Consider the following 24378-nt stretch of genomic DNA (forward strand, 5'->3'; position numbering starts at 1 on the left):
CAATCGCGATCATGCCAGGACGCCGCGCGGCCCACTGATGCGAATCCTGCGAACCCCTCATTCACAAAGTTGTTAGCCTCGTGAGGTGTCCAAGACATACGTCGGATCACGGGTGCGCCAACTGCGCCGCGAGCGCGGCTTCAGTCAGGCCGCGCTGGCGCAGATGCTCGACATCTCCCCCAGCTACCTCAATCAGATCGAGCACGATGTCCGTCCGCTGACCGTCGCCGTCCTGCTGCGCATCACCGAGGTGTTCGGGGTCGACGCCACCTTCTTCGCCTCCCAGGACGACACCCGGCTGGTCGCCGAACTGCGCGAGGTGACCCTCGACCGCGACCTCGGCATCGCCGTCGACCCGGCCGAACTCGCCGATATCGTCAGCGGCCACCCGGAGTTCGCGCGGGCCATGGTGAGCCTGCACCAGCGTTACCGGCTCACCACCACCCAGCTCGCGGCGGCCACCGAGGGGCGGTATACCTCCGGCAGCGGAGGCAGCGGGACGGGCACCATCACCATGCCGCACGAAGAGGTGCGCGACTACTTCTACCAGCGGCAGAACTATCTGCACGAGCTCGACACCGCCGCCGAGGACCTCACCATCCGGATGCGGATGCACCGGGCCGAGCTGACCCGGGAACTGTCCGACCGGCTGACCCGGGTGCACGGGGTGCGCATCGTGCGGCGCAACGACCTCGACGATTCGGTCCTGCACCGGTTCGACCCCGACAGCCGCACGCTGGAGATCGGCGAGCACCTGTCCGGCGGGCAATACGTGTTCAGGCTGGCCGCCGAACTCGGCCACCTGGAGTTCGGCGACCTGATCGACGCACAGGTCGACGAGGGCAAGTTCACCAGCGACGAGTCCCGCACCCTGGCCCGGCTGGGGTTGGGCAACTACGTCGCCGCCGCCGTGGTGCTCCCGTACCGGCAATTCCACGAGATCGCCGAGAACTTCCGCTACGACGTCGAACGGCTCTCGGCGTTCTACTCGGTGTCCTACGAGACGATCGCGCACCGGCTGTCCACCCTGCAGCGCCCGTCGATGCGCGGTGTCCCGCTGTCCTTCGTCCGGGTGGACCGGGCCGGGAACATGTCCAAACGCCAGTCCGCCACGGGTTTTCACTTCTCCTCGTCCGGCGGTACCTGCCCGCTGTGGAACGTCTACGAGACGTTCGCCTATCCGGGCAAGATCCTGGTGCAGATCGCCCAGATGCCCGACGGCCGCGACTACATGTGGGTGGCACGCACCGTGGAACGACGCGCGGCGCGGTACGGTCAGCCGGGCAAGACATTCGCGATCGGCCTGGGCTGCGAACTCCGCCATGCGCATCGGCTGGTCTACTCGGAAGGGCTGGATCTGTCCGGTGGCGCAGGTGCGACAACCTCGTCGAACCCGATGGCCACACCGATCGGCGCCGGCTGCCGGGTGTGTGAACGCGACAACTGCCCGCAGCGCGCCTTCCCGGCCCTCGGCAAGGCTCTCGACCTCGATGCACACCGCAGCACGGTGTCCCCATATCTGGTGAGGCAGACGACATGACCGAATCCGACATCGAACCCACTCCACCGCCCCGGATCCCGCCCGGCGGCTTCCGTGAACTGGGCCCACTGAACTGGGTCATCGCCAAGATCGGCGCCCGCGGCATCCGGGCCCCGAAGTTCCACCTGTTCAACGTGATCGGTCAGCACCGGCTGCTGTTCCTGGCGTGGTTGCCGTTCTCGGGTTATCTGCTCTACGCGGGCAAGCTGTCCCGCCAGGACGCCGAGGTGGTCATCCTGCGGGTCGGCCATCTGCGCAACAGCGAGTACGAACTGCAGCAGCACCGGCGGCTGGCCCGCAGCCGCGGCCTGGACGCCGCGACCCAGGCCGCCATCTTCGAGGGCCCCGATGCGCCCGGCCTGGCCCCGCACCAACGGGTGCTGATCACCGCCACCGACGAGTTCGTCATCACCCGGTCCATGTCCACCGAGACCTGGACGGCCCTGTCCAAGCTGTACAACCGGGCGCAGATCATCGAATTCTGCACGCTCGCAGGGCAATACGACGCGCTGGCCGCCACCATGGCGACGCTGCGTATCCCGCTCGACTTCCCGGACTAGGGGATCAGAGGTACGTCACGCCCAGCACGGTCAGCGTCAGCAGCACCGGGGCGACCGGCACACTCCACAGGAACGCCGTCCATACCTGGTCCTTGCGCTGGTAGGCACGCCAGCCCAGCCATCCGACCGCTGCCGCCAACACCGCGATCACCGCGGAGGCGATGAGCACCCAGAAGCTCACATCGCTGGTATCGATCGCCAGCGTGATGGCGAGCAGCCACAGCATGTGCCCGATCACCAGACCGCCGATGGCGGCCACCACAACGGCTCTGGACGGCACGTGCGTCAGAAGTTGATCATGTGGCCGGCCAGGCCGTGGAAGGCCTCCTGCAGCGCCTCCGACAGGGTCGGGTGGGTGTGCACGTTGCGGGTCAGCTCATTGACCGTCAGGTCCCACTTCTGCGCCAGCGTCAGCTCGGGCAACAGCTCGGAGACATCCGGGCCGATCAGGTGCCCGCCCAGCAGCTCGCCGTACTTGGCGTCGGCGATCAGCTTCACGAAGCCGGTCGGATCGGCCAGGCCGTGCGCCTTGCCGTTGGCGGTGAACGGGAACTTGGCGACCTTCACGTCGTAGCCCTCTTCGCGGGCCTGCTCCTCGGTCAACCCGAAGCTGGCCACCTGCGGCTGGCAGAACGTGGCGCGCGGCATCATCCGGTAGTCACCCAGAGTCAGCGTCTCGGCTTCGCCGATGGTCTCGGCGGCCACCACACCCTGAGCCTCGGCGACGTGTGCCAACTGCAGCTTGCCGGTGACATCGCCGATGGCGTAGATGTGCGGCACGTTGGTGCGCATGTGGTCGTCGATGTCGATGGCCTTGCGATCGGTGAGCGCGACACCGGCCTTCTCCAGGCCGAAGCCTTCCACGTTCGGGGCAAAACCGATGGCCTGCAGCACCTTGTCGGCCTTGAGTTCCTCGGTCTTGCCGTCCTTGCTGACGGTGACGGTGACCTCGGAACCGGAGTCCTGGATGGACTCGACCTTGGTGCCGGTGAGGATCTTCACGCCCAGCTTCTTGTACTGCTTCTCGATCTCCTTGGAGACCTCGGCGTCCTCGTTGGGCAGCGCGCGCGGCAGGAACTCGACGATGGTGACGTCCACGCCGTAGTTCTTCAGGACGTAGGCGAACTCCATTCCGATCGCACCCGCGCCCGCGATGATGATCGAGGAGGGCAGGTCCCGCGACATGATCTGCTTCTCGTAGGTGACCACGTTCTCGCTCAGCGAGGTGCCGGGCACCAGTCGGGTGGACGATCCGGTCGCGATGATCGCGTTGTCGAAGGTGACGTCCTCGGAGCCGCCGTCGTTGAGGTCGACGGTCAGCCCGTTGGGCCCGGTGAACTTGCCGTAACCGTGGATCTCGGTGATCTTGTTCTTCTTCATCAGGAAGTGCACACCGGCCACCCGGCCGTCGGCGACCTTGCGGCTGCGGTCGAAGGCCGCGCCGAAATCGAAGCTGGCCTCACCGGAGATGCCGAAGGTCTTGGCTTCCTTGGTGAAGATGTGCGCGAGTTCGGCGTTGCGCAGCAGCGCCTTGGACGGGATACACCCGACGTTCAGGCAGACGCCGCCCCAATACTTGGGTTCGATAATCGCGGTGTTGAGGCCGAGTTGAGCAGCGCGGATGGCCGCCACGTATCCGCCCGGGCCGGCTCCGAGTACAACGACGTCATAGTGGGTCACGGGTACCACCCTATCGGGCACGGGTTTGTTCGCGAACCGGTCCGGGTAACCGCGATCGGGCTCCGGCGCCGATCCGGACCAACTGAGGGGGATCAACCCATGCCGGACAAGCTGACACCGCATTTCGAGGACGTCCAGGCCCACTACGACCTGTCCGACGAGTTCTTCGCGCTGTTCCTGGATCCGACCCGGACCTACAGCTGCGCATACTTCGAGCGCGAGGACATGACGCTGGAAGAGGCCCAGTTGGCCAAGATCGACCTGGCGCTGGGCAAGCTGGGGCTGCAACCCGGCATGACTCTGCTGGACATCGGCTGCGGGTGGGGTGCGACCATGCGGCGCGCCATCGAGCGCTACGACGTCAACGTCATCGGTCTGACATTGTCCAGGAATCAGGCCGCCCACGTGGAGCAGACCTTCGACGCGATCGAATCACCGCGCGACCGCCGGGTGCTGCTGCAGGGCTGGGAGCAGTTCGACGAGCCGGTGGACCGGATCGTCTCGATCGGCGCCTTCGAGCACTTCGGATTCGACCGCTACCCGGACTTCTTCCGGATGGCCTACGACGCGCTGCCGCCCGACGGGGTGATGCTGCTGCACACGATCTGCGCCTTCAATCCCGCGAAGGCCGCCGAGCACGGCATCCCGGTGACCTTCGAACTCGCCCGGTTCGTGAAGTTCATCATCACCGAGATCTTCCCGGGGGGCCGGTTGCCCTCGATCGAGATGGTCCAGGAGAAGTCCGCCGAGGGCGGGTTCACCCTGACCCGCGAGCAGTCGCTGCGACTGCACTACGCCCGCACCCTGGACACCTGGGCGGAGTCACTGCAGGCCCACCGCGACGAGGCGATCGCGATCCAGTCGCAAGAGGTCTACGACCGCTACATGAAGTACCTGACCGGCTGCGCCAAGTTGTTCCGGGCCCGCCAGACCGATGTCGTGCAGTTCACCCTGGAGAAAGGCTGATCTGTCAGCTGGAACGGTCCGGGATGGCGCAAGCCAGGGCCGCTTCCTCGGAGGCCTCGTCGATGATGCGGGTGCCCTTGTGGACCGGGCGTGCCCCGGTCTCGTACTGGGCGCCGGTGATCGGCGGCTGCGCCGCCAGCTCGGCGCTCTCCTGCTCGGAGTACACGCGTCCGCGGCTCAGGAAGCGCATGCCCTCGGGGGACTCCAGGCTGAATCCCCCGCCGCGGCCGGGCACCACGTCGATGATCAGCTGGGTGTGTTTCCAGGCCTCGAACTGCGGTCCGGAGATCCACACCGGGACCCCGTCGCCCACGTCGAGGGTTCCCAGCAGGACGTCGCGGTCCCCGACGATGAAGTCGCCGTTCGGGTAACACATCGGCGAGGATCCGTCGCAGCATCCGCCGGACTGGTGAAACATCAAGGCGCCGTGCCGGTTCTGCAGGGACTGCAACAGATCCGCGGCCGCCACGGTGATCAGGACTCGGCTGGTCATGAATTCAGGCTACGCGCACGGTAAGAATGTCTGGTGGCTTCTGTAGACCCTGTCGACCCGCACCTCTGGCTCGAAGACGTGTCCGGTGACGACGCCCTGGACTGGGTGCGCCGGCACAACGACCCGACGTTGTCCGATCTCGGTGACGCGGAGTTCGAGGCCATGCGCGCCGCCGCGCTGGAGGTCCTCGATACCGACGCGCGCATCCCCTATGTGCGCAGGCGCGGGGAGCACCTCTACAACTTCTGGCGCGACGAGGCCAACCCGCGCGGGTTGTGGCGGCGCACCACGCTGGAGAGCTATCTGACCGACGCCCCGGACTGGGAGGTGGTCATCGACGTCGACGAACTCGCCCGGACCGACGACACCAACTGGGTCTGGGCGGGCGCCGATGTCATCGAGCCCGATTACTCGCGGGCCCTGATCAGCCTCTCCCGCGGTGGCGCCGACGCGGTGGTGGTACGCGAATTCGACATGCGGACACAGAAATTCGTGCCCGACGGGTTCGAACTCCCGGAAGCCAAGACCCAGATCAGCTGGGAGGACGAGGACACCGTGCTGGTCGGCACGGATTTCGGTGACGGATCGCTGACGGATTCGGGTTATGCCCGGTTGGTCAAGCGGTGGCGGCGTGGCACGGCGTTGGCGGATGCCGTGCAGGTGTTCGCCGGCGAGCAGGCCGATGTGATCGTGGCGGCCTCGGTGGACCGGACCCCGGGTTTCGAGCGGACGATGATCAGCCGGGCCGTCGATTTCTTCAACGACGAGATCTACGAGCTACGCGGCGATGAGTTGCTGCGGGTGGACGCCCCCACCGATGCCACCGTGTCCGTGCATCGCGACTGGCTGCTGATCGAGCTGCGCACCGACTGGGATGGGTATCGGGCCGGCTCGTTGTTGGCGGCGAGCTATGCCGAGTTCCTCTCGGGCACCCGGAATCTGACGGTGGTGTTCGAGCCGGACGCCCGAACCAGCCTGCACCAGTACTCGTGGACGCGGGACAAGCTCGTCGTGGTCACCCTGGCGGACGTGGCCAGCCGGGTGCAGATCTTCACCCCGGGCGGGTGGACGGCCGAGGATCTCGTCGGTGTTCCGGCCAACACGAACACGGTGATCGTGGCTGCCGATTCCAACGGTGACGAAATCTTCCTGGATTCAAGCGGTTTCGTCACCCCGTCGCAGCTGCTGCACGGCACCGCGGGCGGACCGGTGACGCCGGTCAAGCAGGCTCCCGGATTTTTCGATGCGACCGGGATCGAGGTCTCGCAGCACTTCGCCATCTCCGCAGACGGCACCCGGGTGCCCTACTTCGTGGTCGGTAAGCCCGGCTCGGACGGGCCGACACTACTGGGTGGGTACGGCGGATTCGAGGTGTCCCGGACGCCCGGCTATGACGGGGTGCTCGGCCGGCTGTGGCTGGCGCGCGGCGGGACCTACGTGCTGGCCAACATTCGCGGCGGCGGCGAGTACGGGCCGGGTTGGCACACCCAGGCGATGCGCGAGGGCCGCCACCTGGTGGACGAGGATTTCGCCGCGGTGGCCAAGGATCTGGTCGATCGCGGGGTCACCACGGTGGCCCGGCTGGGCGCCCAGGGGGGCAGCAACGGCGGTCTGCTGATGGGCATCATGCTCACCCGCTATCCGGAATTGTTCGGCGCGCTGGTGTGCAGCGTTCCCCTGCTGGACATGAAGCGCTTCCACCTGTTGCTGGCCGGCGCGTCCTGGGTCGCCGAATACGGCAATCCCGACGATCCCGACGACTGGGAGTTCATCTCGAAATACTCTCCGTACCAGAACATCTCGCCGGATCGCAGCTACCCTCCGATCCTCATCACCACCTCCACCCGCGATGACCGGGTGCACCCCGGGCATGCCCGCAAGATGACGGCCGCCCTGGAGGCCGCCGGCCATCCGGTGAGCTACTACGAGAACATCGAGGGTGGGCACGGAGGCGCAGCCGACAATTCGCAGGCCGCGTTCCGCTCGGCGTTGATATACCGGTACCTGTGGAAGACGCTCGGCTAGCGGCCTGAGCCCATGACGCCGGGCGGTCTCGCGCGGGTCGCATCGATGGGTGCGGGTGTCCGGGCTACGGCAGCACGATCCGCCGTCTGAGGCGCAAAACCTGAAGGGGCCGCTAAGCTGAGCCCGATGTCCGGGCTCTCGGTGTTCAAGCGCTACCTCGCCATCCAGGCGATGACGCTGGTCTGCGGAATCGTCGGACCGATCTTCCTGTTCGTGTACTTCGCCGCGCGGCCCGACGCCACCATCAAGTGGATGTACTGGGCCGGGCTGTTCATCACCGCCGCCGATGTGCTCATAGCGCTGGCGATCACGTCGTCGCTGACGAAGGCCGAGCGGGCACCACTGGACACCAGGGCGTTTCTGGCGCTGGAGAAGATCCGCACCCGCATCGGCAACGATTAGCCGATCGCTGCGGCCCGCTCCAGATACGGCCACGCCACCTCCGGCGGTATCCCCCCGCACAGCGGTGACACGTTGAACATTTCGCCGGAGGCTGCCCGACGGGCGGCCTCCTCGGTGGACAGGATCACGTGGGTCCGTGACGTCTCACGAAGCTCCTCGACCGTCGCGACATGATTGATGTTGGCCGACACCGTGTTATCGGGATTCCACTGCGCATACGACTGCGCGTCATGCAGCAGGTAATCGCCGATTTCCTCCCAGGCCGCGTCGACGTCCTCTGCCACAAAGCAATTGGTGACCGTCTCACGGTCGGGCAGCAGGACGAACCCCGGCTCGTGGCCGTTATCCCGACACGCCTTCTCGTACGCCTCCCGCATCCCCGGCACGACGCCGTTGGCCAGTAACCCGAGCCCGTTCCGGCCCGCCCGTCGTGCCGCGGCCAGGCTGGCACCACCCCACATCAGCATCGGGCCGTCGGGGGTACGCGGCTGCGGTGTTGTGAGCATCCGCCGGCCGTCATACTCGACGGTCTCGCCGCGCAGCAGGCGACGCAGGATCCCCAGTTTCTCGTCGGCCAGACGCCCCCGGTCTGACAACGAGAGTCCGAAGTGGTCGAATTCCTCCTGCCGATAGCCGATTCCGAAGACGTAGCTGGCCCGCCCGGCACTGATGTGGTCGAGTACCGCGATATCCTCGGCGAGCCGGGCCGGGTCGTAGAACGGCAGCAGCAGGACGAGATTGAGTATCAGCTTCTCGGTGCGCGCGGCGATAGCGGATGCCAGCAGCAGCGGCGAAGGTAGGTAACCGTCCTCTGCGCAGTGGTGTTCGCACAGCACCGCGGCGATGCAGCCACGGGTCTCGGCCCACGCCGCCATCGCGCTTGCGGCCGCGTACAACTCGGATGTCGCCGCACCCGGGGACTGCGAGCGCATGTCGAAGCGAAGAGTGAACGGCGCCATTGTCGATCCTCTCGTCACCGCTTGCGGGTAGCGGGAACCTCTTCCGTGCGGGACCGGCCCAGCCCGCTCAGCAGCGATACGATCACGCCGATGATGACCATCCCACCGCCGATGGTCAGCGTCAGGTTCAGCCACATGTGCATACTCGCCACGGCATGGTCGACCATCACATCCGCGACCGCGTGGATGTTGCCGGCCGTTCGGGACAGGGCATCGTCGACGTAGCGTCGCCCGATCTCGATGCCCGCCCAGCCGGCCGCACCGACCAGCAGTCCCGAAACACCCAGTGCGGCAATCATCCTGCCGCGCTTACGGGATGCGGTGAGGGTCAGCAGGGCGAACACGCCGGTCAGTACGGCGGCAGCGACACTGGCCCACGGACCCCACATTGCCACCGGACGCAGCTGGCCGGGGCGTAACCCGCCCGATTCGTTCTCGCTCACCGGGACGCGCAAGGTGGCCGGCGCCTGCACGCCGAATCCGTCCAGCGTCTGCCGGATGGAATTGTCCGCCAGCATCGGCGACAGGTCGACCTCCCACCGGCCTTGCGCATCGTTGGTGAACAACCAGCGGTGCGCCACCCGGTTCACCGCGGCGAACTGGCCGGGGAACACCTCGCTGCCGGTGTAGGAGTTGGCGGCGGCGCCGATCAGGGTTGCCTGCACCCCGGACGCACCGGTGGCATTGACCACCTGCTCGGTCAGCTCGGCGGCCATCGGTTGCTGCAGGGCGGGATTCCGCGCGGCCCCCGCAGCCAGATCGGAGTAGCCGTCTTCGCTCACCACATGGTGCTGCGTCCACAGCGCCGGGATGCTGACGGCCAGCAGTGCCGTGGTCAGCAGCCAGAGCAGGAGCGCCAGCAGAGACCGCATGGCACCCCTTTCTGCGTCAGTCCGACAGTGCGCGTCCCACGATCAGCGGATCGGGCTGCCCGATCACCTCGTAGTCCTTGTTGTCGTAGTCGAACTTACTCAGCACATGGCGCATCGCGTTGATCCGGGCGCGTTTCTTGTCGTTGGATTTCACCACGGTCCACGGGGCGATCTCGGTATCGGTCCAGGCGAACATGTCCTCTTTGGCCGCGGTGTAGTGGTCCCACTTGTCCAAAGACGCCAGATCGGTGGGCGACAGCTTCCACTGCCGCACCGGATCGACCTGCCGGATGGTGAACCGGGTGCGCTGCTCGTTCTGAGTCACCGAGAACCACAGCTTGGTCAGGCTGATGCCGTCGTTGACCAGCATCTGCTCGAACAGCGGAGCCTGGCGGATGAACTCGGCGTGCTGGCGCGGTGTGCAATAACCCATCACCCGTTCGACGCCGGCCCGGTTGTACCAGGACCGGTCGAACAGCACGATCTCACCGGCGGCCGGCAGATGCCCGACGTAGCGCTGGAAGTACCACTGGGTGCGTTCCCGCTCGGTCGGCTTCTCCAGCGCCACCACCCGCGCCCCGCGCGGGTTGAGATGTTCCATGAAGCGCTTGATGGTGCCGCCCTTACCGGCGGCGTCACGTCCCTCGAAGACGATGACGTGCCGCAGCCCGTTTGCCTGGCTCCATTTCTGCAACTTGAGCAGCTCGATCTGCAGCAGCCGCTTCTGCTGCTCGTACTCGCCGCGGTCCATCCGCTCGCCGTACGGGTAGCCCTCCCGCCAGGTGTCGACCACCGCTCCCCCGGGCGACAACAGCTCGGGATCGTCGTCGTCATCGTCACGGACGGCATAACCGGAGAGATCCGAGCCGGAAAGGTCAAGGGTCACCGGCAGAAGCTATCCACCCGGACGGACCACACGGTGACGTCCGGGTGAACAGCTGGGGTTTCTACTTGGCTTCGCGCTTGGGCCGCGACAGTGCCATCTTGGTCATCATCTTGTTCATCCGGGCCAGCGCCTTGAGCGAGTTGTTGTAGTAGGTGCCGCCCGCGCCGACCGACAGTCGCGGCACGACCACCGTCTCCTGCCGGCAGAACTTGCGCACCCCGTCGATCCCGCCGAACCGCGCCCCGATACCCGAGGTCTTCCAGCCGCCCATCGGAGCGGTGGTGCACATCAGGTTGGAGATCACGTCGTTGACGTTGACGGCGCCGCAATCCAGTTGCAGTGCAACATCCTTGGCCCGCGCGGTGTCCTTGGAGAAGACCGACGCGCTCAGTCCGTACGGGCTGTCGTTGGCCAGCCGGACGGCCTCACCGACGGAGGACACCTTCATGATCGGCAGGGTCGGGCCGAAGGTCTCCTCGGTCATACAGGACATCTCGTGGTCGACGTCGACCAGCACGGTGGGCGGGTAGAAGCTGCCCCGTCCCTCCGGACGCTTGCCGCCGGTGAGCGCCCGGGCGCCCTTGGCCAGGGCGTCGTCGACGTGCCGCGCGGTCACGGCGACCTGCGAATCATCGATCAGTGCGCCGAACGAGTGCCCTTCCCCCGCGCCCATCTTGAGGTTCTCCACGGCCTTGACGACCGCGGCGACGAACTGGTCATAGACCTGATCGAGGACGTAGACCCGCTCGACCGACACACACGTCTGACCGGCGTTGAACATCGCACCCCAGACCGCGGCATTGGCGGCGAGTTCGATGTCGGCGTCCTCCAGCACGATCATCGGGTCCTTACCGCCCAGCTCGAGGCTGACCGGGGTGAGCCGGCGGGCCGCCCGTTCGGCCACCTTGGTACCGGTGGCGGTGGAGCCGGTGAACTGGATGTAGTCGACGTTGTCGATGACGGCTTCGGACACCTCGCGGGCACCCTGCGCGAGGGCGAGCACCTCGGGGGCACCCGAGTCCAGCCAGCCGCGCAGCAGCACCTCGGCGGTCAGCGGGGTGCGCTCGGACGGCTTGAGCAGCACCGCGCTCCCGGCGGCCAGCGCACCGATCGCATCCATCAGGGCGTTGGCGACGGGGTAGTTCCACGGCGCGATGACACCGACCACCGGGCGGGGCCGGTAGTGCACCTCGATCTTCTTGATCGACAGGAAGGGCAGCGGGGCCGGCCGGGTCTCCGGCGCCATCGCCTTCTCCACGGTCTTGATGTAGTAGGACAGGATCGCGATCACCATCGGCACTTCCTGGGCCGCGTCGGTCGCCGACTTGCCGGTCTCGGCGATCAGCAGTTTCTCGATCTCGTCGCGGTGGTCGCCCAGCCAGACGGCGTAGCGGGCGAGCACCTTGGCGCGCCCCTTGGCGCCGCGGGCCTCCCACCCGCGCTGCGCTTCGCGCAGGCCGGCGGCGATCTGCGGGACATCGGCAGGGTTGGTCCAGCGAACTTCCCCGGCCACCTCACCGGTGGCGGGATTCAGGATGGTGGCGACCTCGGAGCGGTCAGCAGTGGCAGTCATACGCACATGCTAGACCCGGGCTGTGACGTAGCTCGCAGCGGGGTTGACACCTGTCAAGTTCGCTTGAGGGTGCCCTTGATGTAGGCGGCCTGTCCTAGGTGCTGCGCGCAGTCGTCGATGATGCTGACCAGCCGCGCGCCGGCCGTCACCGGTGGATCCCAGTTGTCGTCGACGATGCGCTCCAGCTCGCCGTCGTCGATGGTGGCGACGTACTCCAACGTCACCTTGTGCACCGCGTGGTAGTAGTCGGACAGCAACTTCGCCGGTGCCCGCACCTTGGCCACCTCATCGGGCCCGTGGCCGTATCCGATGTCTGCAGGCGGCAGATCCAGGCCGAAACGTTCGAACCATCCGTCGCGGGTCCACACCTGCTCGGTACCCGCGATATCGCAGAGCTGCAGATCCTGGCAGCGCGCGCTGTGCCAGATCAGCCAGGCGATGCTGTTGGCCCCCGCCACCGGCTGCCACGACGACACCTCGTCGGTCAGCCCGTCGGTGAGCTCATCGGCATGTTCGATCAGTCGTGTGAAGAAGTCCCGCAGCAGTTCTCTCACAGCAGTGGCCATGTAGACCGAACATACGCCGAACGGCCCGGTCCCGCTTCCGGTCGATCGGCCTACACCTCCGCGGCGCCGTGGAACACCGCCTCCACATTGTTGCCGTCCGGGTCACGGACGAAGGCCCCGAAATAGCCCGGGTGGTACTCCGGCCACAATCGCGGGGCATGCAGGGACTCCGCACCGGACTCCACGGCGGCGTCATAGAAGGCCTGAACCGCCTCGCGGTCGGCGGCCTGGAACGCGAAATGCGTCTCCCGGTTCGCACCGCCCGCCGCACCGGCGTTCATGTCCGCGATCCAGAAATCCGGTTTACCGTCGGCGCCGTACCCGATCGCGACCTGGTGATCCATCTGCCGGGTATACCCCAGTACGCCGAGGACCTTGTCGTAGAAGGCCTTCGACCGCTCCCAATCCGCGCAGTTGATTCCGAAGTGATCTATCACGGGGCCACCGTACATTCGAGGGATGACATATGACCTCGTGATCAGGGGCGGAACCATCGTCGACGGCCTGGGCGGCGAGCCCTACGTCGGGGATGTCGCGGTGTCCGGCGGCGTGATCCGGGCGGTCGGCACCGTCACCGAACCGGGTGACCGCGAGATCGACGCCACCGGGCTGCTCGTCACACCCGGCTTCGTCGACCTGCACACCCACTACGACGGCCAGGCCATCTGGAGCGACCGACTCAACCCGTCCTCGGCGCACGGTGTCACCACCGCGGTCATGGGGAACTGCGGTGTCGGATTCGCCCCGTGCCGCCCGGAGGATCACGAGACCCTCGTCGACGTGATGGCCGGTGTGGAGGACATTCCCGGCGTGGTGATGGTCGACGGGCTGCCCTGGACCTGGGAGACGTTCCCGGAATTCCTGGACGCACTCGATGCCCGCCGACGCGATATCGATGTGGCCGCGTTCCTTCCCCACTCCCCGCTGCGCGTCTATGTGATGGGTGAGCGCGGCGTCAACCGTGAACCCGCCACCGCCGAGGACCTGGCGCTGATGCGCAAGCTGGCCTCCGAGGCAGTGGAGGTCGGCGCGCTGGGCTTCGCCTCCTCACGCCTGACCATCCATAAAACCGAGAGCGGGCAACCGATCCCCAGCTTCGACGCCGCCCAGGCCGAGATCGAGGCCATCGCCCGCGGGGTGGACGATGCCGGAGGCGGCCTCATCCAGTTCGTGCCCGATCTGTTCGCCACCGACTATGAGCAGGCGCTGCAGTCGGTGTTCGACGCGGCCGCCGAGGTCGGCCTGCCCGTCACCTTCACGCTGGCCATCGGAAATGCCGGGCCGCCCCTGCATCTGGACGCGCTGCGGATGGTGGAGAAGGCCAACCAACAGGCCGGAGCGGACGGCCCCACCGTCACCGCGCAGATCTTCCCGCGACCCATCGGCCTGGTCCTCGGGCTCGGCCTGTCCGGCCATCCCTTCGTGCTGTACCCCAGCTACCGCGAGCTCGCGCATCTGCCACTGGCCGAGCGGGTCGCCGAGATGCGTAAACCCGAAGTCCGCGAACGTATCCTGAACGACACGCCGGCCGGGGACGGGCATCCGCTGATGTTCGCGGCACAGGCGTTCGAGTGGATGTTCCCGCTCGAAGACCCTCCGAACTACGAACCCGATCGCGCCGACAGCATCGCCGAACGGGCCCGCGCCCGCGGGGTGAGCCCACTGGAAGAGGCCTACGACCGGGTGCTCGACGATGACGGCAAAGCCATGCTGATGGTCACCCTCGCCAACTTCCGGGACGGTTCGCTGGACACCGTCGCCGAATTGATCCACCGCGACGATGTCGTTCTCGGACTCGGCGATGGCGGTGCCCACTACGGAATGATCTGCGATGCAAGCTTTCCCACCTACATGCTGACCCACTGGGTCCGCGACCGCCCGGAAGGCCGGCTGTCGTTGGCCGCGACGGTCCGGGAACTGACCTCCGTCCCGGCCCGAGTGGCCGGCCTGGGAGACCGGGGCCGCATCGCCGTCGGCTACAAGGCCGACCTCAATGTCATCGACGCCCAGGAGCTGCGTCTGCACCGCCCGGTCGTCGTGCACGATCTGCCCGCCGGCGGACGCCGACTCGACCAGGGCGCCGATGGTTATGTGGCGACCATCGTTTCCGGTGAGATCATCGCCGAGAACGGGGTGCCCACCGATGCGCGGCCGGGCCGGCTGGTGCGCGGCCGCCGCCCGGCGCCGACTGGGTAGGTTCGCCTTCATGAGCGTCAAAGTCGATCTGGACAAACTCGCCGACACCCTGGCCGATTTCCCATTCGGCTACCTGATCACCGTCGGTGACGATCACCGCGCCCACACCGTTGCCGTCACCCCGGTGTTCGACGGCGAGGTCTTCACCATCGGGCCCATCGGCGGCACCACCGCGCGCAATGCTGCCGCCCATGACGCCGTCACCGTGCTCTGGCCGCCACGGGAGCCGACGGGCTACTCGCTCATCGTCGACGGCGCCGCGCGGGTCGCCGACAACGTGATCCGGCTTACCCCGAGCCGTGCGGTGCTGCACCGTAGCGCCGTCGCCCCCGGTGCAGGCACCGATCCAGGGGGCCTTCACGACTGTGTTCCGCTCAAAGGTGCGGACACGATTCAGCAGTCCTCGATCCCGCATAATGACGCTCGTGAGTGTTGACTTCCCACCGGGACTGAGCCAGGCGGCGTCCTTCGATGACCTCCCGCCGCTGGCCAACCGCCCGGGGACACTAGCCGACCAGGTCCATGAGGTCCTGCTCGAGGCGATCCTTGACGGGACGCTCCCGCCCGGCTCGCATCTGAAGGCCGAGGGACTGACCCGGCGGTACGGCCTGAGCATCATTCCGGTCCGGGAAGCGCTTCGGGCGTTGCAGGCCGCGGGTTGGGTGGTCAGCCGGCCCCATCACGGCTCCTTCGTGCGATCGCTGTCCCGCAGGGAACTCGACGAGATCAACGAATTCCGGGGTGTCATCGAAGTGGCCGCCGCCCGGTTGGCTGCCGAGCGACGGTCCGATGCTGACGTGGATCTGCTGCGCGGCATCGTCACCGAAGGATTCGACCTCGTCGACGCCCGCGAGTTCGCCAGATTCCCGGACATGAACAGCCGCTTCCACGACGCCGTCGCTGCCGCCGCGGGCAACCAGGTGATGCGCGAGAGCCAGCAGGTGCTGAATCAACGGGTGCGGCTCTACACCAGGGCCATCGACCTGGAGCGAATCGAAGCGTCGGCGCATGAACACGCAAGGATCGTCGAAGCGATCGAGGCCGGTGACGCCGCCTCGGCCGGCGCGCTGGCCGCTGAGCATCTGGACAACTCGCTACGCCGGGTGCGTGGCCTCGATCCGTCCTGATCCTCGTCGCGGCGCCGGCTTCACGGGCAGACGCTCTGCCACCTTCGCCCGCGATTCACCGATATGTTCTTGCGCAACGGATCTCGCAGTATCCGGGTCACGGTTGCGGATCGCCTCGACCAGCGCGGCGTGCTCCTCGACGGAGCTCTGAACTCGGTCCATGGTGAGCACGGAGGAGTAGAACCGCACCCGCTGACTCAACCGCCGCTGCACCACGATCAGGGTGCTGTTATGGGTCGCCTCGGTCACCCGCTCGTGAAACAGGCTGTTCAGCCTCGCGAAGTCGCGCAGCGCGCCACTGCTGACGATGTCGGTGCCAGCCGCCACCGCGGCGTCGAGCATGCGCAGATCATCGTCGGTGCGGCGCTGCGCGGCCATCGCGCTGGCCGCGGTCTCCAGCACGATCCGCGCCTCGTAGAGGTCGGCGACCTCCGATTCGGTTCCGGAGATGACGAATGCGCCGTGATGCGGTTTGATGTCCACCCAGCCGTTGGCCTGCAGCGTGCGCAGGGACTCGCGGACGGGGATCATACTGACTCCATAACGGCGACATAGGGATTCCGCCTTCAGATGTGTTCCCGGGGGAAGCGAGCGATCGATGATCGCCTCCTCCAGGACCACGTAGAGCCGGTCGGCGGTGGTGCCACCGGCACCGGGGATGTCCGGCAACGTCGCGCAGGGATCGACGGACATCACCCGGTACTGCTGATCGGTCACGGGGCCAGGTACTCGTTGGTCCAGGCGTGCCCTTCGCTGACGTCCCGGTCGACCGAAACCACTCCCGCCGCGGCGCCGGCATCCCGCAGCCGATCCCAGCCCTCTTGCGTCATCCGGCCGCTTTCCGGCACCGCCGGGAAGATGGTCTCCATCCCGGCCCTTACCACTTCCGGGTTCAACTCCGGGTAGGCCGCTTCGACGATCGTGATGGTGGCCTCGGGCTCATCACGCATGAAGTTGGCCGCATCCGACAACGCCCGACCGACGGCCTGGACCACCTTCGGGTTCCGCTCGGCGTACTCGCGCGTGACATGCACCCCCGAGTACGGGATGCCGTCGAGACCGTCGATCTGCTCGATGATCGGCGTGATCATTCGCTGTCCGACTCCACGGTCCTCGGCAAGTTCGGCCGCAGGCACCGACGACATGTAGGCCGCGATTTCACCCGCCTCCATCGCGGTGATCCGGTCGGGAGTACCTCCGATATAGGAGAATTCGACATCGGTGTCCGGGTTCATTCCGGCCTTGGACAGGAAGTACCGGAAGAACACCTCGTCGTCGCCCAGTGGCGCGGTGAGGCCGATCGTCTGGCCGCGAAGCGCTTCCATGCGCTCCTGCATCGGCGTCTCGGCCGTCAGCCCGTTCTCGCTGATGATCTGGTTACTGAACGCCGAGTTCATACCCAATCCCTGCATCGAGGCGAAGATCGTGGTCGCGTCGATACCGCTGTCAGCGGCCTGTAGCACCGCCAACGTCCCACCGATGGCAAACTGTGCGCCGCCGGAGGCCAGTGCCTGCATCTCGTTCTCAGTGTGCGTCACCGTGACATCGATGCCCTGCTCGGTGAAGAAGCCCTCCTCGATCCCGACTGTGACGACCTCGTAGGGGAATACGTCGAGCCCCTCGACGAACGTCACCTCGACCGGATTGTCCTTGCTGGGGTCGGCATTGGTGTCCGATCCCCCACCGCAGCCGGCCAGTGCGAGCGCTGCGACCGCGGCCACACCCGCGAGGCGTCGTGCCGTAACCATGTTTGCCATGTCAGTTTCCTTCTTTCTGCGGTTTCCAGACCAGCACCCGGCGCTCGATGACCGACAGCACCGCGTTCGCCGCGAGCACCAACAGCATCAGCACGAGCGCGCCGACGATCAGCGTCGGGGTGTCGAACACACCGGCGGCGCGACGGATCATGTAGCCGAGACCTTCTGAGGCGGCGATGAACTCACCGACTGTTGCGGCGATCACCGACTGCGGCAACGCGATCGACAAACCCGCGAAGATGGACGGCGTGATGGTGGGCAGCACCACCTTGAGGATGACGGTGCGCTGGTCAGCACCCATCAGGCGGGCGAGGTCGACGAACTGACGGTCCATGTTCTTCAGGCCCGAGTAGGTGTTGAAGAAGGTCAGGAAGAAGACCAGTAGCGCAACGATGCCGACCTTTGAGGCGTAGCCGATGCCTAGCCAGACAACGATCAACGGCGCCAGGGCGATGATCGGGATACCGAACAGCGCGGTGACGATCGGTTGGAAAGCCCTGGCCAGCAACGGGGATGAACCGAGCAGGAACCCGGTGCAGACTCCGATGAACGCGCCGATCGGGTAACCGAGCGCAATCTCGCCCAGGGTCACCGCGGTGTGACGAAGCAATTCACCGTCGGTGATCCCGGAGATGAACGACTGCGCCACCTCCACCGGACTGCTGATCAGGTAGGACGCCATCACGCGGCCCGATGCCAGCTGCCAGGAGATCAACACCAACGTGATGACGCCGTAGCGCAGACCCCAGGTCATCAGCGTCCGTTTGGTCTTCAACGACATTCCACCGGTGTTCCGGGCGGAGCCGGACGGCTGGTGCACCGGCCTGGCCTGATCGAGCGTCTTACTCATAGCGCATCTCCTTTTTGACCAGCGCCAACAAATGGTCATAGATTGCGTCGAAACCGGGCTGCTCGTAGATCGCGTACACGTCGCGGGGCCGGCTCAACGGGATGTCGACGATCTCGGCGACCCTGCTCGGGCGCCGGGTCATCACCACTACGCGGTCGGCCAGCGTGATGGCCTCGACGAGGTCGTGGGTGATGAACAGGGTGGTGCACTTCTCGGCTTCCCACAGCGCCAGCAACTCCTCGTGCATCACCATCTTGGTCTGCGAGTCCAACGCGCTGAACGGTTCGTCCATCAGCAGCAATGACGGTCGGTACACCAGCGTGCGCGCGAGCGATGTCCGCTTCTGCATACCGCCGGACAGCTGATGGGGGTAGGCGTTCTCGAATCCGGTCAGGCCGACCTTCGAGAGATATTCCGACACCAGCTTCTTGCGCTGCTCGCCGGGCACATTGCGGACCCGCAGCGGGAAGTCCACGTTGCGTTCGGCGGTGAGCCAGGGGAACAGCTTGCTCTCCTGTGGCATGTAGCCGACCTTGGTGTTGACCTCGGTCACCTCGGTGCCCTCGAAAAGCACCCGGCCCTTCGACGGTGCGTCGAGTCCGGCCACCATGTTCAGCAACGTCGACTTGCCACAGCCGCTGGGGCCCAGCACGCAGACGAACTCACCCGGGGCGATGTCAAGGTCGGCATGCTCGACGGCGACCACCTCCCCGAGGCCGGTGCGCCCGCCTCCGAACGTACGGCCGACGCCCTGAAAGGACACCGCCGCGCGTTCACGGGTCCGCGATGCCATTGTGGGCGCGCTCATTTGGCCACTCGAGCGATCGCATCGATCTCCACCGAAGCCCCCCGCGGCAGCGCGGCGACCCCGATCAGCGTGCGAGCCGGGCGCGGCTCATTCCAGGTGCGCACGTACTGGTCGTTCGCCGCAGGCCGGTCTCCGATATCGGTGACGAAGTAGGTCAACTTCACCACGTCGTCGAGGCCGAGCCCGGCCGATGCGAGCCGACGCGACACCATGCCCAGTGCGGCGTCCAACGCGGCGGGACCCTCGACGAGGTTCTCGGCCTCGTCGACCGGCAGGCAGCCCGACACGAAAACCGTGTCACCGACGGTCACGGTGTCGGAGTAGGGATGCTCGAAATCAGGGTTGGTCATGCGGTGTTTCCTTTCGGTTTTGATTCCTCGGCTGACATTTCATGCGGCGGCGGTGCCACCGATGCTGCGGATGTCGGAGACGACGTGGCACACGCCGGCCTCGTCGGGCGGTTGCACGATCTGAATTCCTGATTCCATGCTCCACGGTTCGTCCTCGTACCGGACCACACCGTCGCCAGAAATCTCCCAGATCGGTTCCAGCACAGCATGTTCAATACAGGTACTGGAGGTCAGACGTTCGATCACCTGAAGATTCCACGGCACTTGCTGGATACCACCGGAAGTGGCGCCCGCGGTGAACGGCATGGCATCGGTCCCGCCGATCGCCCAGGCGTGCAGCGTGGTCACCGGCCGCCGACCCGGTGCCGGAGCGTTCGGGTGTCCGGCCTCATCGGTGAACCCGCGACCGGGCCGATTTCCGAGGACCAGGTCGACGCCGGGCAACACCAGACCACTACCGAACGTCGGGTGTGAAAGCGAGTGCACCAGGACCACCACGTTTCCGGCACCGTCGGCGGCGGTCACCACCGACGTGCCCGAGTCACCTACCTGGTCACCGGCACTGGCCCGCAGGCGGTCACGCGCATCACGCACGCGGGTCGCCTGGTCGGCGACCGGGCCGGATCCCATCAATGCATCGAATAGTGCCGGCCCGTGCGTCGGTAACGGCGTCGCCCACAGTTGACGCCCACCTATCATCGCGGTGGCCGGGGGAACCCATTGCGCGTAAGCACTTTTCAGATCGTCAATGGTGATCACCCCGCCGCGGTCAGCGACCTTGCTCACCATCGCGTCACCCAGCACGCCGTGAAACAGTTCGGCGCCCACCCGGGCGAACTCGGTGAGCGCGTCGGCATGGCCGGGCAGCGCGGTCCACTTCCCGGCCGGAATGGGCTGGTCCTTGGGCAGGAACACCACGCCCTCGGGGTTCTCCCGGCGCAGGGTTGCTGCCGCACGGACGGTGTAGTCGTAGGTCAAAGGGGACCACGCGGCACCGTTGCGGGCCAGTCCGATCGCCGGCGCGGCGAGTTCAGGCAGCGCCAACGTCGCCAGCGAGGCGAGTTCCTGGTAACCGGCCGGCGCGCCCGGCACTCCGGTGGCGAGCCCGCCGGTGACCGGTAACCCTTGCTCGGCAACCGCATCCGCGAGACCGGCGGCCGCGCCGCCGATGGCGACCAGGCACCGCACCTCCCCGTCCGGGGTGCGGGTCAGCGCGATGAGGTCACCGGCCAATCCACATTTGGACGGCACCAGAACCGTTTCGGCGAGGGCCGCCGCGAGGGCCGCATCGTAGGCGTTACCGCCGGCACGCAACATGTCACGGCCGATCCAGGCCGCTTCGGGGGCGCTGGTGCCGACGACACCCAGCCGCCCGGCGGCGCTGCACCGCCGGGCGATGAGGTTGCCACCGCGCACCGGTCCGATCACGGGGTCACCCCGACGAACTTGGTCTGGGAGAACGCCTCCATCGCGTACTTGATGCCCTCGCGGCCAAGGCCGCTGGTGCCCGTTCCGCCGAACGGGTAAATGTCGAGGCGGAACCGGGTGGCCTCATTGATCCACACCGCGCCGGCCGAGACCAGATCGGCCGCCCGCATGGCCGCGGCGAGGTCCCGGGTGAAGCAGGACGCCTGCAGCAAACCGGGCACATCGTTGGCGACAGTCACCGCCTCATCGAGGTCGGCAACCGGGATGATCACGGCCACCGGTCCGAACGCCTCCTCGCATCGAACCGACGCGGTGGCCGGCGAGTCGGCCACGATGGTTGGGCCGATGAGGCGTTCGTTGTCCGCACTGTATGTCCGTCCGTCCAGAACCACCCGGCCGCCCCATTTTTCAGCGTCGGCGATCATCGCCGCGATCCGGCGCGCGCTGCGGGTGTGCACGACCGGGCCGACATCGGTCTTGTCATCGCTGGGGTCGCCGACGACCATCGCGGCGGCTTCGTCACACATCGCCACGGTGAACTGCTCGGCGATACTCTCGGTGACGATGATCCGCTGGGCCGAAATGCACTGTTGCCCTGATGCTTCGAATGCGGCACGGGCGATTTGTTTGGCCGCGGACTCGACATCCGCGTCGGCGAGCACGATGTTGGGTGAGTTCGACCCTAGTTCCAGGTGCACGGGTTTGATACCTGCGGCGGCCAGGACGGCCTCCCCCGCAGCGGCACCACCGGTCAGGCTGACGACCCGAACCCGGCTGTCGGCGACCAAGGCCCGCACCTGGTCCGGGCCGCCGTGCACCACCTGGATGGTATCGTCGGCGAAACACGGTGTCAGCGTGCGCATCAGGCGCTCGGTGACTGCGGCACCCTCCACCGAGGGTTTGACGACGACGGTGTTGCCGCACGCAAGCGCGGGAGCCAGCTTCTGGGCCAACAAGTTCAGCGGCGCGTTGAACGGGGTCACCAGCACGGCGACGCCGTAGGGCTCCCGGAAAGTCAGCCCCCACCGGCCCTGGCCGTTGGCAACCGCATCGAGCGGCAGGGTCTCGCCAGTCGCCCGGGCAATCTCCTCGGCGCTGAGCCGCAACACCTCCACCGTGCGGGTTACCTCGACATTGGCGGCGCGAACCGGCTTGCCGATACAGCGCACCAGCAAGTCCACCAGCGCAGCCCGGTCGCCGGAGACCGCGTCGGCGGCCGTGCGCAGCCGCTGGGCGCGGGACAACCCCGAGTCTCGGCGAGTGGCCAGGTATGCGCGCTGCGCGCGACCGATCACCGCGTCGATATCGGCTTCCGTGTCGGCAATCCGCGACCAGACCTCATCGCCGGTCCAAGGGTTGATCGCGACGTCGGGTTTCATCGGTGGCTCTCCTTCTTACGAACGAGGTTGATGTTGAGGTTGGCGAGGAAGCCGAGCAGCGGATGCACGCCGGTGCGTGCGAGATCCGTTTCGTTCAGAGACAGCAGCGCCGTGCGGGACACTTGGTCGAGGTCATAACGGTCTGCGACGTCCTGCGGATTGCTGATCCACTGCCGGCACAGGTCCGCACTCATCCGCAGGTCGTACAACGCCTCGTAGAGCGGCAGGCGGTCGGCCTGCGGGATGGGATAGTGCAGCGGCTCCGCATCGGTTTGCGGGCGGCTCCCGTCCCAAGACACCATGGCGTAGTTGTGATGCCACGACGGTTCCATGACGACCTCGGCTGGTTCCCGCTCGCCGATCGCCCCTGCCAGGATCAACCAGGAACGGGCCTCTACATTGCCGGTCGCATCGAGTGCGTGGGCGTCGAAACCCAAGAGAGAGCGAATGTTTCCGCGCTCGAATCTGGTCAGGATGTCGCGGTCGGTATCCACGTCCGGGTCGCTGTAACGGTCGGTACCCGGGTAGTGCGAGAGTCCGCCACTGGCCACCACCACCAGCCGAAGCCCGCTCAGCACGGCACTGCGGTGCAGCGCCTTGCCGAACGCATAGCACCTGTCCGGCGACGGTTGCGGTGGCACGTAGCTGTTGACGAAGATCGGGATGACCGGCTTGTCGGCCGGGATGCCCAGGAAAGTCATCGGGATGCCGAACTCGTAGCCGATCGGCGCGTTCAGCGAAACCGCCGGATCGAATCCGGCCTCCTGCAATTCGACGACCAGGCGCGTCGCCGCCTCGGTGGCTACCGGCCAGGCGAAGTCGCGGCCGGCGAAACTGCCCCGCGCCTGCGGACCGCGCAGCACCGTGAACGCCGGGACGGCGTGCAACAGGAAGTTCTCCAAGTGATCATTGGCGATCACGACGACCGCGTCCGGTTCCAGGTCGAGCAGCCGCCGACCCATCTCTGCCATCGTCCGTTCGACCCGGGCGACCTGCTCATGGTCCTCGGTATCCGGCAGCGTGAAGAACTGCGGGGCGTGGGGAACGGCCGCCGCCCCGACCACGCCGAACTTCCCGTAACCCACTTAACAACCTCCTGCGTATGTGAACTGGCTCTCAACTTATAAGATAAGTTATAACTTAGAAGCTTGCAACGCAACCAGAGAAGAAGAGGGCACGATGGACGCGCTGGAAATCGCGGTACTGGGTCTCGTCGGCATCGCCGCCGGCGCGGCAAACACGATCGCCGGCGGCGGGACCTTCATCTCCTACCCCGCCCTGATCGCTTTGGGCTTTCCGCCCATCACCGCCAACGTCACCTCGGCGGTGGGACTGCTGTCCGGCTACCTCGGTGGATCGGTGTCCTATCGCAGGGAACTTCGCGGCCAAGGCTGGCGGGTGCGACAGATCGCACCGACGGTGGTGCTCGGCGCGGTGGCCGGGGCGGTGCTCCTGCTGCTCACCCCTGGCGCGACCTTCAGCGCAATCGTCCCCTACCTCGTACTACTGGCCTGCACCCTGCTGATGGTGCAACCGCGGATGAAAGCACTTGTTCAGCAACGAAATGAGCGCAACGGGATCGATCAGTCCAAGCGATTGGGCCCCGGGGTTCACATCGGCATCCTGCTGGCTGCGATCTACGGCACCTACTTCGGTGCGGGCCTGGGGGTGATCTTGCTGGCCGTCTTCGGGGTCCTGGTGGTAGATGGTCTGCAGCGGCTCAACGGATTACGTTCTGCGGTATCGCTTTTCATCAAGATGATCGGGGTCGCGATCTTCGCGTTCTCGGGCCAGGTGGCTTGGCTGCCGGTGCTCGTACTGGCGCCGACCGCGTACCTGGGCGGCGTACTCGGCGCCGTGGTCACCCGCCGGATGTCCGAACGGATTCTGCGCTACACCGTGATCTGCGCAGGCCTTGTGGTCGCGGTGGTGTTGTTCATCAAGTAACTCACCACAGTCCC

The 24378-nt window shown here is 66.6% G+C and carries 26 protein-coding genes; 9 read left to right on the forward strand and 17 right to left on the reverse strand.

Translation table 11 applies throughout. From position 1 onward, the window contains the following. Positions 1 to 85 precede the first annotated feature (85 nt). Both ramB and V4U86_RS24510 read left to right on the forward strand, forming a co-directional pair. A complete protein-coding gene (ramB, locus tag V4U86_RS24505) occupies positions 86 to 1540 on the forward strand; it encodes an acetate metabolism transcriptional regulator RamB (protein WP_395308447.1) in 1455 nt (484 codons plus the stop codon). Continuing rightward, positions 1537 to 2100, forward strand: a complete 564-nt coding sequence (locus tag V4U86_RS24510) for a carboxymuconolactone decarboxylase family protein (protein ID WP_395308448.1) — start codon at positions 1537 to 1539, stop codon at positions 2098 to 2100. Before ramB ends, V4U86_RS24510 begins: the two co-directional genes overlap by 4 nt. Positions 2101 to 2104: 4 nt before the next feature. Here the strand turns inward: V4U86_RS24510 and V4U86_RS24515 are convergent, their stop codons facing one another. Both V4U86_RS24515 and lpdA read right to left on the reverse strand, forming a co-directional pair. Further along, positions 2105 to 2326: a hypothetical protein gene (locus V4U86_RS24515; RefSeq protein WP_395312202.1), complete on the reverse strand. Its 222-nt coding sequence runs from the start codon at positions 2324 to 2326 to the stop codon at positions 2105 to 2107. A 59-nt stretch (positions 2327 to 2385) separates the two neighbouring features. Next, a complete protein-coding gene (gene lpdA / locus V4U86_RS24520; RefSeq protein WP_395308449.1) occupies positions 2386 to 3780 on the reverse strand; it encodes a dihydrolipoyl dehydrogenase in 1395 nt (464 codons plus the stop codon). A gap of 99 nt (positions 3781 to 3879) precedes the next feature. Between lpdA and V4U86_RS24525 the strand changes: the two genes are divergently transcribed. Continuing rightward, positions 3880 to 4746 (forward strand): cyclopropane mycolic acid synthase family methyltransferase, encoded by an 867-nt coding sequence (locus V4U86_RS24525; protein WP_395308450.1) that lies wholly within the window; start codon positions 3880 to 3882, stop codon positions 4744 to 4746. A 4-nt stretch (positions 4747 to 4750) separates the two neighbouring features. Here V4U86_RS24525 and V4U86_RS24530 read toward each other — a convergent pair whose 3' ends face one another. Continuing rightward, the gene (locus V4U86_RS24530; protein WP_395308451.1) at positions 4751 to 5239 is read right to left on the reverse strand and encodes a DUF779 domain-containing protein; all 489 of its coding nucleotides are present in this window, start codon (positions 5237 to 5239) and stop codon (positions 4751 to 4753) included. Positions 5240 to 5272: 33 nt separating this feature from the next. Between V4U86_RS24530 and V4U86_RS24535 the strand changes: the two genes are divergently transcribed. Then, entirely contained in the window at positions 5273 to 7264 is a 1992-nt protein-coding gene (locus tag V4U86_RS24535) for a prolyl oligopeptidase family serine peptidase (RefSeq protein ID WP_395308452.1), read from the forward strand. A gap of 126 nt (positions 7265 to 7390) precedes the next feature. After that, positions 7391 to 7666, forward strand: a complete 276-nt coding sequence (locus V4U86_RS24540; RefSeq protein WP_395308453.1) for a hypothetical protein — start codon at positions 7391 to 7393, stop codon at positions 7664 to 7666. Here the strand turns inward: V4U86_RS24540 and V4U86_RS24545 are convergent. The 6 genes from V4U86_RS24545 to V4U86_RS24570 form a co-directional block, all read right to left on the reverse strand. Further along, a complete protein-coding gene (locus tag V4U86_RS24545; RefSeq protein WP_395308454.1) occupies positions 7663 to 8625 on the reverse strand; it encodes an LLM class flavin-dependent oxidoreductase in 963 nt (320 codons plus the stop codon). The two genes, V4U86_RS24540 and V4U86_RS24545, sit on opposite strands and share 4 nt — an antisense overlap. Before the next feature lie 14 nt (positions 8626 to 8639). Further along, positions 8640 to 9497, reverse strand: coding sequence for a hypothetical protein (locus V4U86_RS24550; RefSeq protein WP_395308455.1), 858 nt, complete (start codon positions 9495 to 9497; stop codon positions 8640 to 8642). A gap of 16 nt (positions 9498 to 9513) precedes the next feature. Next, positions 9514 to 10383: a polyphosphate kinase 2 gene (gene ppk2, locus V4U86_RS24555; RefSeq protein ID WP_395308456.1), complete on the reverse strand. Its 870-nt coding sequence runs from the start codon at positions 10381 to 10383 to the stop codon at positions 9514 to 9516. Positions 10384 to 10444: 61 nt separating this feature from the next. Further along, complete coding sequence (locus tag V4U86_RS24560; protein ID WP_395308457.1) at positions 10445 to 11956, reverse strand: aldehyde dehydrogenase family protein; 1512 nt, start codon at positions 11954 to 11956, stop codon at positions 10445 to 10447. Between the two features lie 53 nt (positions 11957 to 12009). After that, entirely contained in the window at positions 12010 to 12522 is a 513-nt protein-coding gene (locus tag V4U86_RS24565; protein WP_395308458.1) for a mycothiol transferase, read from the reverse strand. Positions 12523 to 12572: 50 nt separating this feature from the next. Further along, the gene (locus V4U86_RS24570) at positions 12573 to 12959 is read right to left on the reverse strand and encodes a VOC family protein (RefSeq protein WP_395308459.1); all 387 of its coding nucleotides are present in this window, start codon (positions 12957 to 12959) and stop codon (positions 12573 to 12575) included. 22 nt (positions 12960 to 12981) lie between these two features. On the opposite strand from V4U86_RS24570, the gene V4U86_RS24575 reads away from it, so the two are divergent. The 3 genes from V4U86_RS24575 to V4U86_RS24585 are packed head-to-tail and all read left to right on the forward strand — an operon-like array spanning position 12982 to position 15845. Then, complete coding sequence (locus tag V4U86_RS24575) at positions 12982 to 14718, forward strand: N-acyl-D-amino-acid deacylase family protein (protein WP_395308460.1); 1737 nt, start codon at positions 12982 to 12984, stop codon at positions 14716 to 14718. Positions 14719 to 14728: 10 nt separating this feature from the next. Further along, a complete protein-coding gene (locus V4U86_RS24580) occupies positions 14729 to 15154 on the forward strand; it encodes a pyridoxamine 5'-phosphate oxidase family protein (RefSeq protein ID WP_395308461.1) in 426 nt (141 codons plus the stop codon). Continuing rightward, on the forward strand, positions 15144 to 15845 hold the full coding sequence (locus tag V4U86_RS24585; RefSeq protein WP_395308462.1) for a GntR family transcriptional regulator: 702 nt from the start codon (positions 15144 to 15146) through the stop codon (positions 15843 to 15845). The genes V4U86_RS24580 and V4U86_RS24585 overlap by 11 nt, the downstream gene beginning before the upstream one ends. Here the strand turns inward: V4U86_RS24585 and V4U86_RS24590 are convergent. From V4U86_RS24590 to V4U86_RS24625, 8 genes are read right to left on the reverse strand one after another with little or no spacing between them, the layout of a single operon-like run. Continuing rightward, entirely contained in the window at positions 15813 to 16562 is a 750-nt protein-coding gene (locus V4U86_RS24590; RefSeq protein ID WP_395308463.1) for a GntR family transcriptional regulator, read from the reverse strand. The two genes, V4U86_RS24585 and V4U86_RS24590, sit on opposite strands and share 33 nt — an antisense overlap. After that, positions 16559 to 17602, reverse strand: a complete 1044-nt coding sequence (locus V4U86_RS24595) for an ABC transporter substrate-binding protein (protein WP_395308464.1) — start codon at positions 17600 to 17602, stop codon at positions 16559 to 16561. The genes V4U86_RS24590 and V4U86_RS24595 overlap by 4 nt, the downstream gene beginning before the upstream one ends. 1 nt (position 17603) lies before the next feature. Beyond that, entirely contained in the window at positions 17604 to 18452 is an 849-nt protein-coding gene (locus V4U86_RS24600) for an ABC transporter permease (protein ID WP_395308465.1), read from the reverse strand. Beyond that, positions 18445 to 19260: an ABC transporter ATP-binding protein gene (locus tag V4U86_RS24605; protein ID WP_395308466.1), complete on the reverse strand. Its 816-nt coding sequence runs from the start codon at positions 19258 to 19260 to the stop codon at positions 18445 to 18447. Before V4U86_RS24605 ends, V4U86_RS24600 begins: the two co-directional genes overlap by 8 nt. Continuing rightward, the gene (locus tag V4U86_RS24610; protein ID WP_395308467.1) at positions 19257 to 19610 is read right to left on the reverse strand and encodes a RidA family protein; all 354 of its coding nucleotides are present in this window, start codon (positions 19608 to 19610) and stop codon (positions 19257 to 19259) included. Before V4U86_RS24610 ends, V4U86_RS24605 begins: the two co-directional genes overlap by 4 nt. Before the next feature lie 39 nt (positions 19611 to 19649). Then, positions 19650 to 21038, reverse strand: a complete 1389-nt coding sequence (locus V4U86_RS24615) for a gamma-glutamyltransferase (RefSeq protein ID WP_395308468.1) — start codon at positions 21036 to 21038, stop codon at positions 19650 to 19652. Beyond that, positions 21035 to 22417: an aldehyde dehydrogenase family protein gene (locus V4U86_RS24620; RefSeq protein ID WP_395308469.1), complete on the reverse strand. Its 1383-nt coding sequence runs from the start codon at positions 22415 to 22417 to the stop codon at positions 21035 to 21037. Before V4U86_RS24620 ends, V4U86_RS24615 begins: the two co-directional genes overlap by 4 nt. Then, the gene (locus V4U86_RS24625) at positions 22414 to 23502 is read right to left on the reverse strand and encodes a hypothetical protein (RefSeq protein WP_395308470.1); all 1089 of its coding nucleotides are present in this window, start codon (positions 23500 to 23502) and stop codon (positions 22414 to 22416) included. The genes V4U86_RS24620 and V4U86_RS24625 overlap by 4 nt, the downstream gene beginning before the upstream one ends. A 94-nt stretch (positions 23503 to 23596) precedes the next feature. Between V4U86_RS24625 and V4U86_RS24630 the strand changes: the two genes are divergently transcribed. Continuing rightward, positions 23597 to 24364, forward strand: a complete 768-nt coding sequence (locus tag V4U86_RS24630) for a sulfite exporter TauE/SafE family protein (protein WP_395308471.1) — start codon at positions 23597 to 23599, stop codon at positions 24362 to 24364. The last annotated feature ends 14 nt before the right edge of the window (positions 24365 to 24378 follow it).

Origin of the sequence: Mycobacterium sp. AMU20-3851, assembly GCF_043974665.1 — a bacterium.
In the GTDB taxonomy this organism is placed as follows: domain Bacteria; phylum Actinomycetota; class Actinomycetes; order Mycobacteriales; family Mycobacteriaceae; genus Mycobacterium.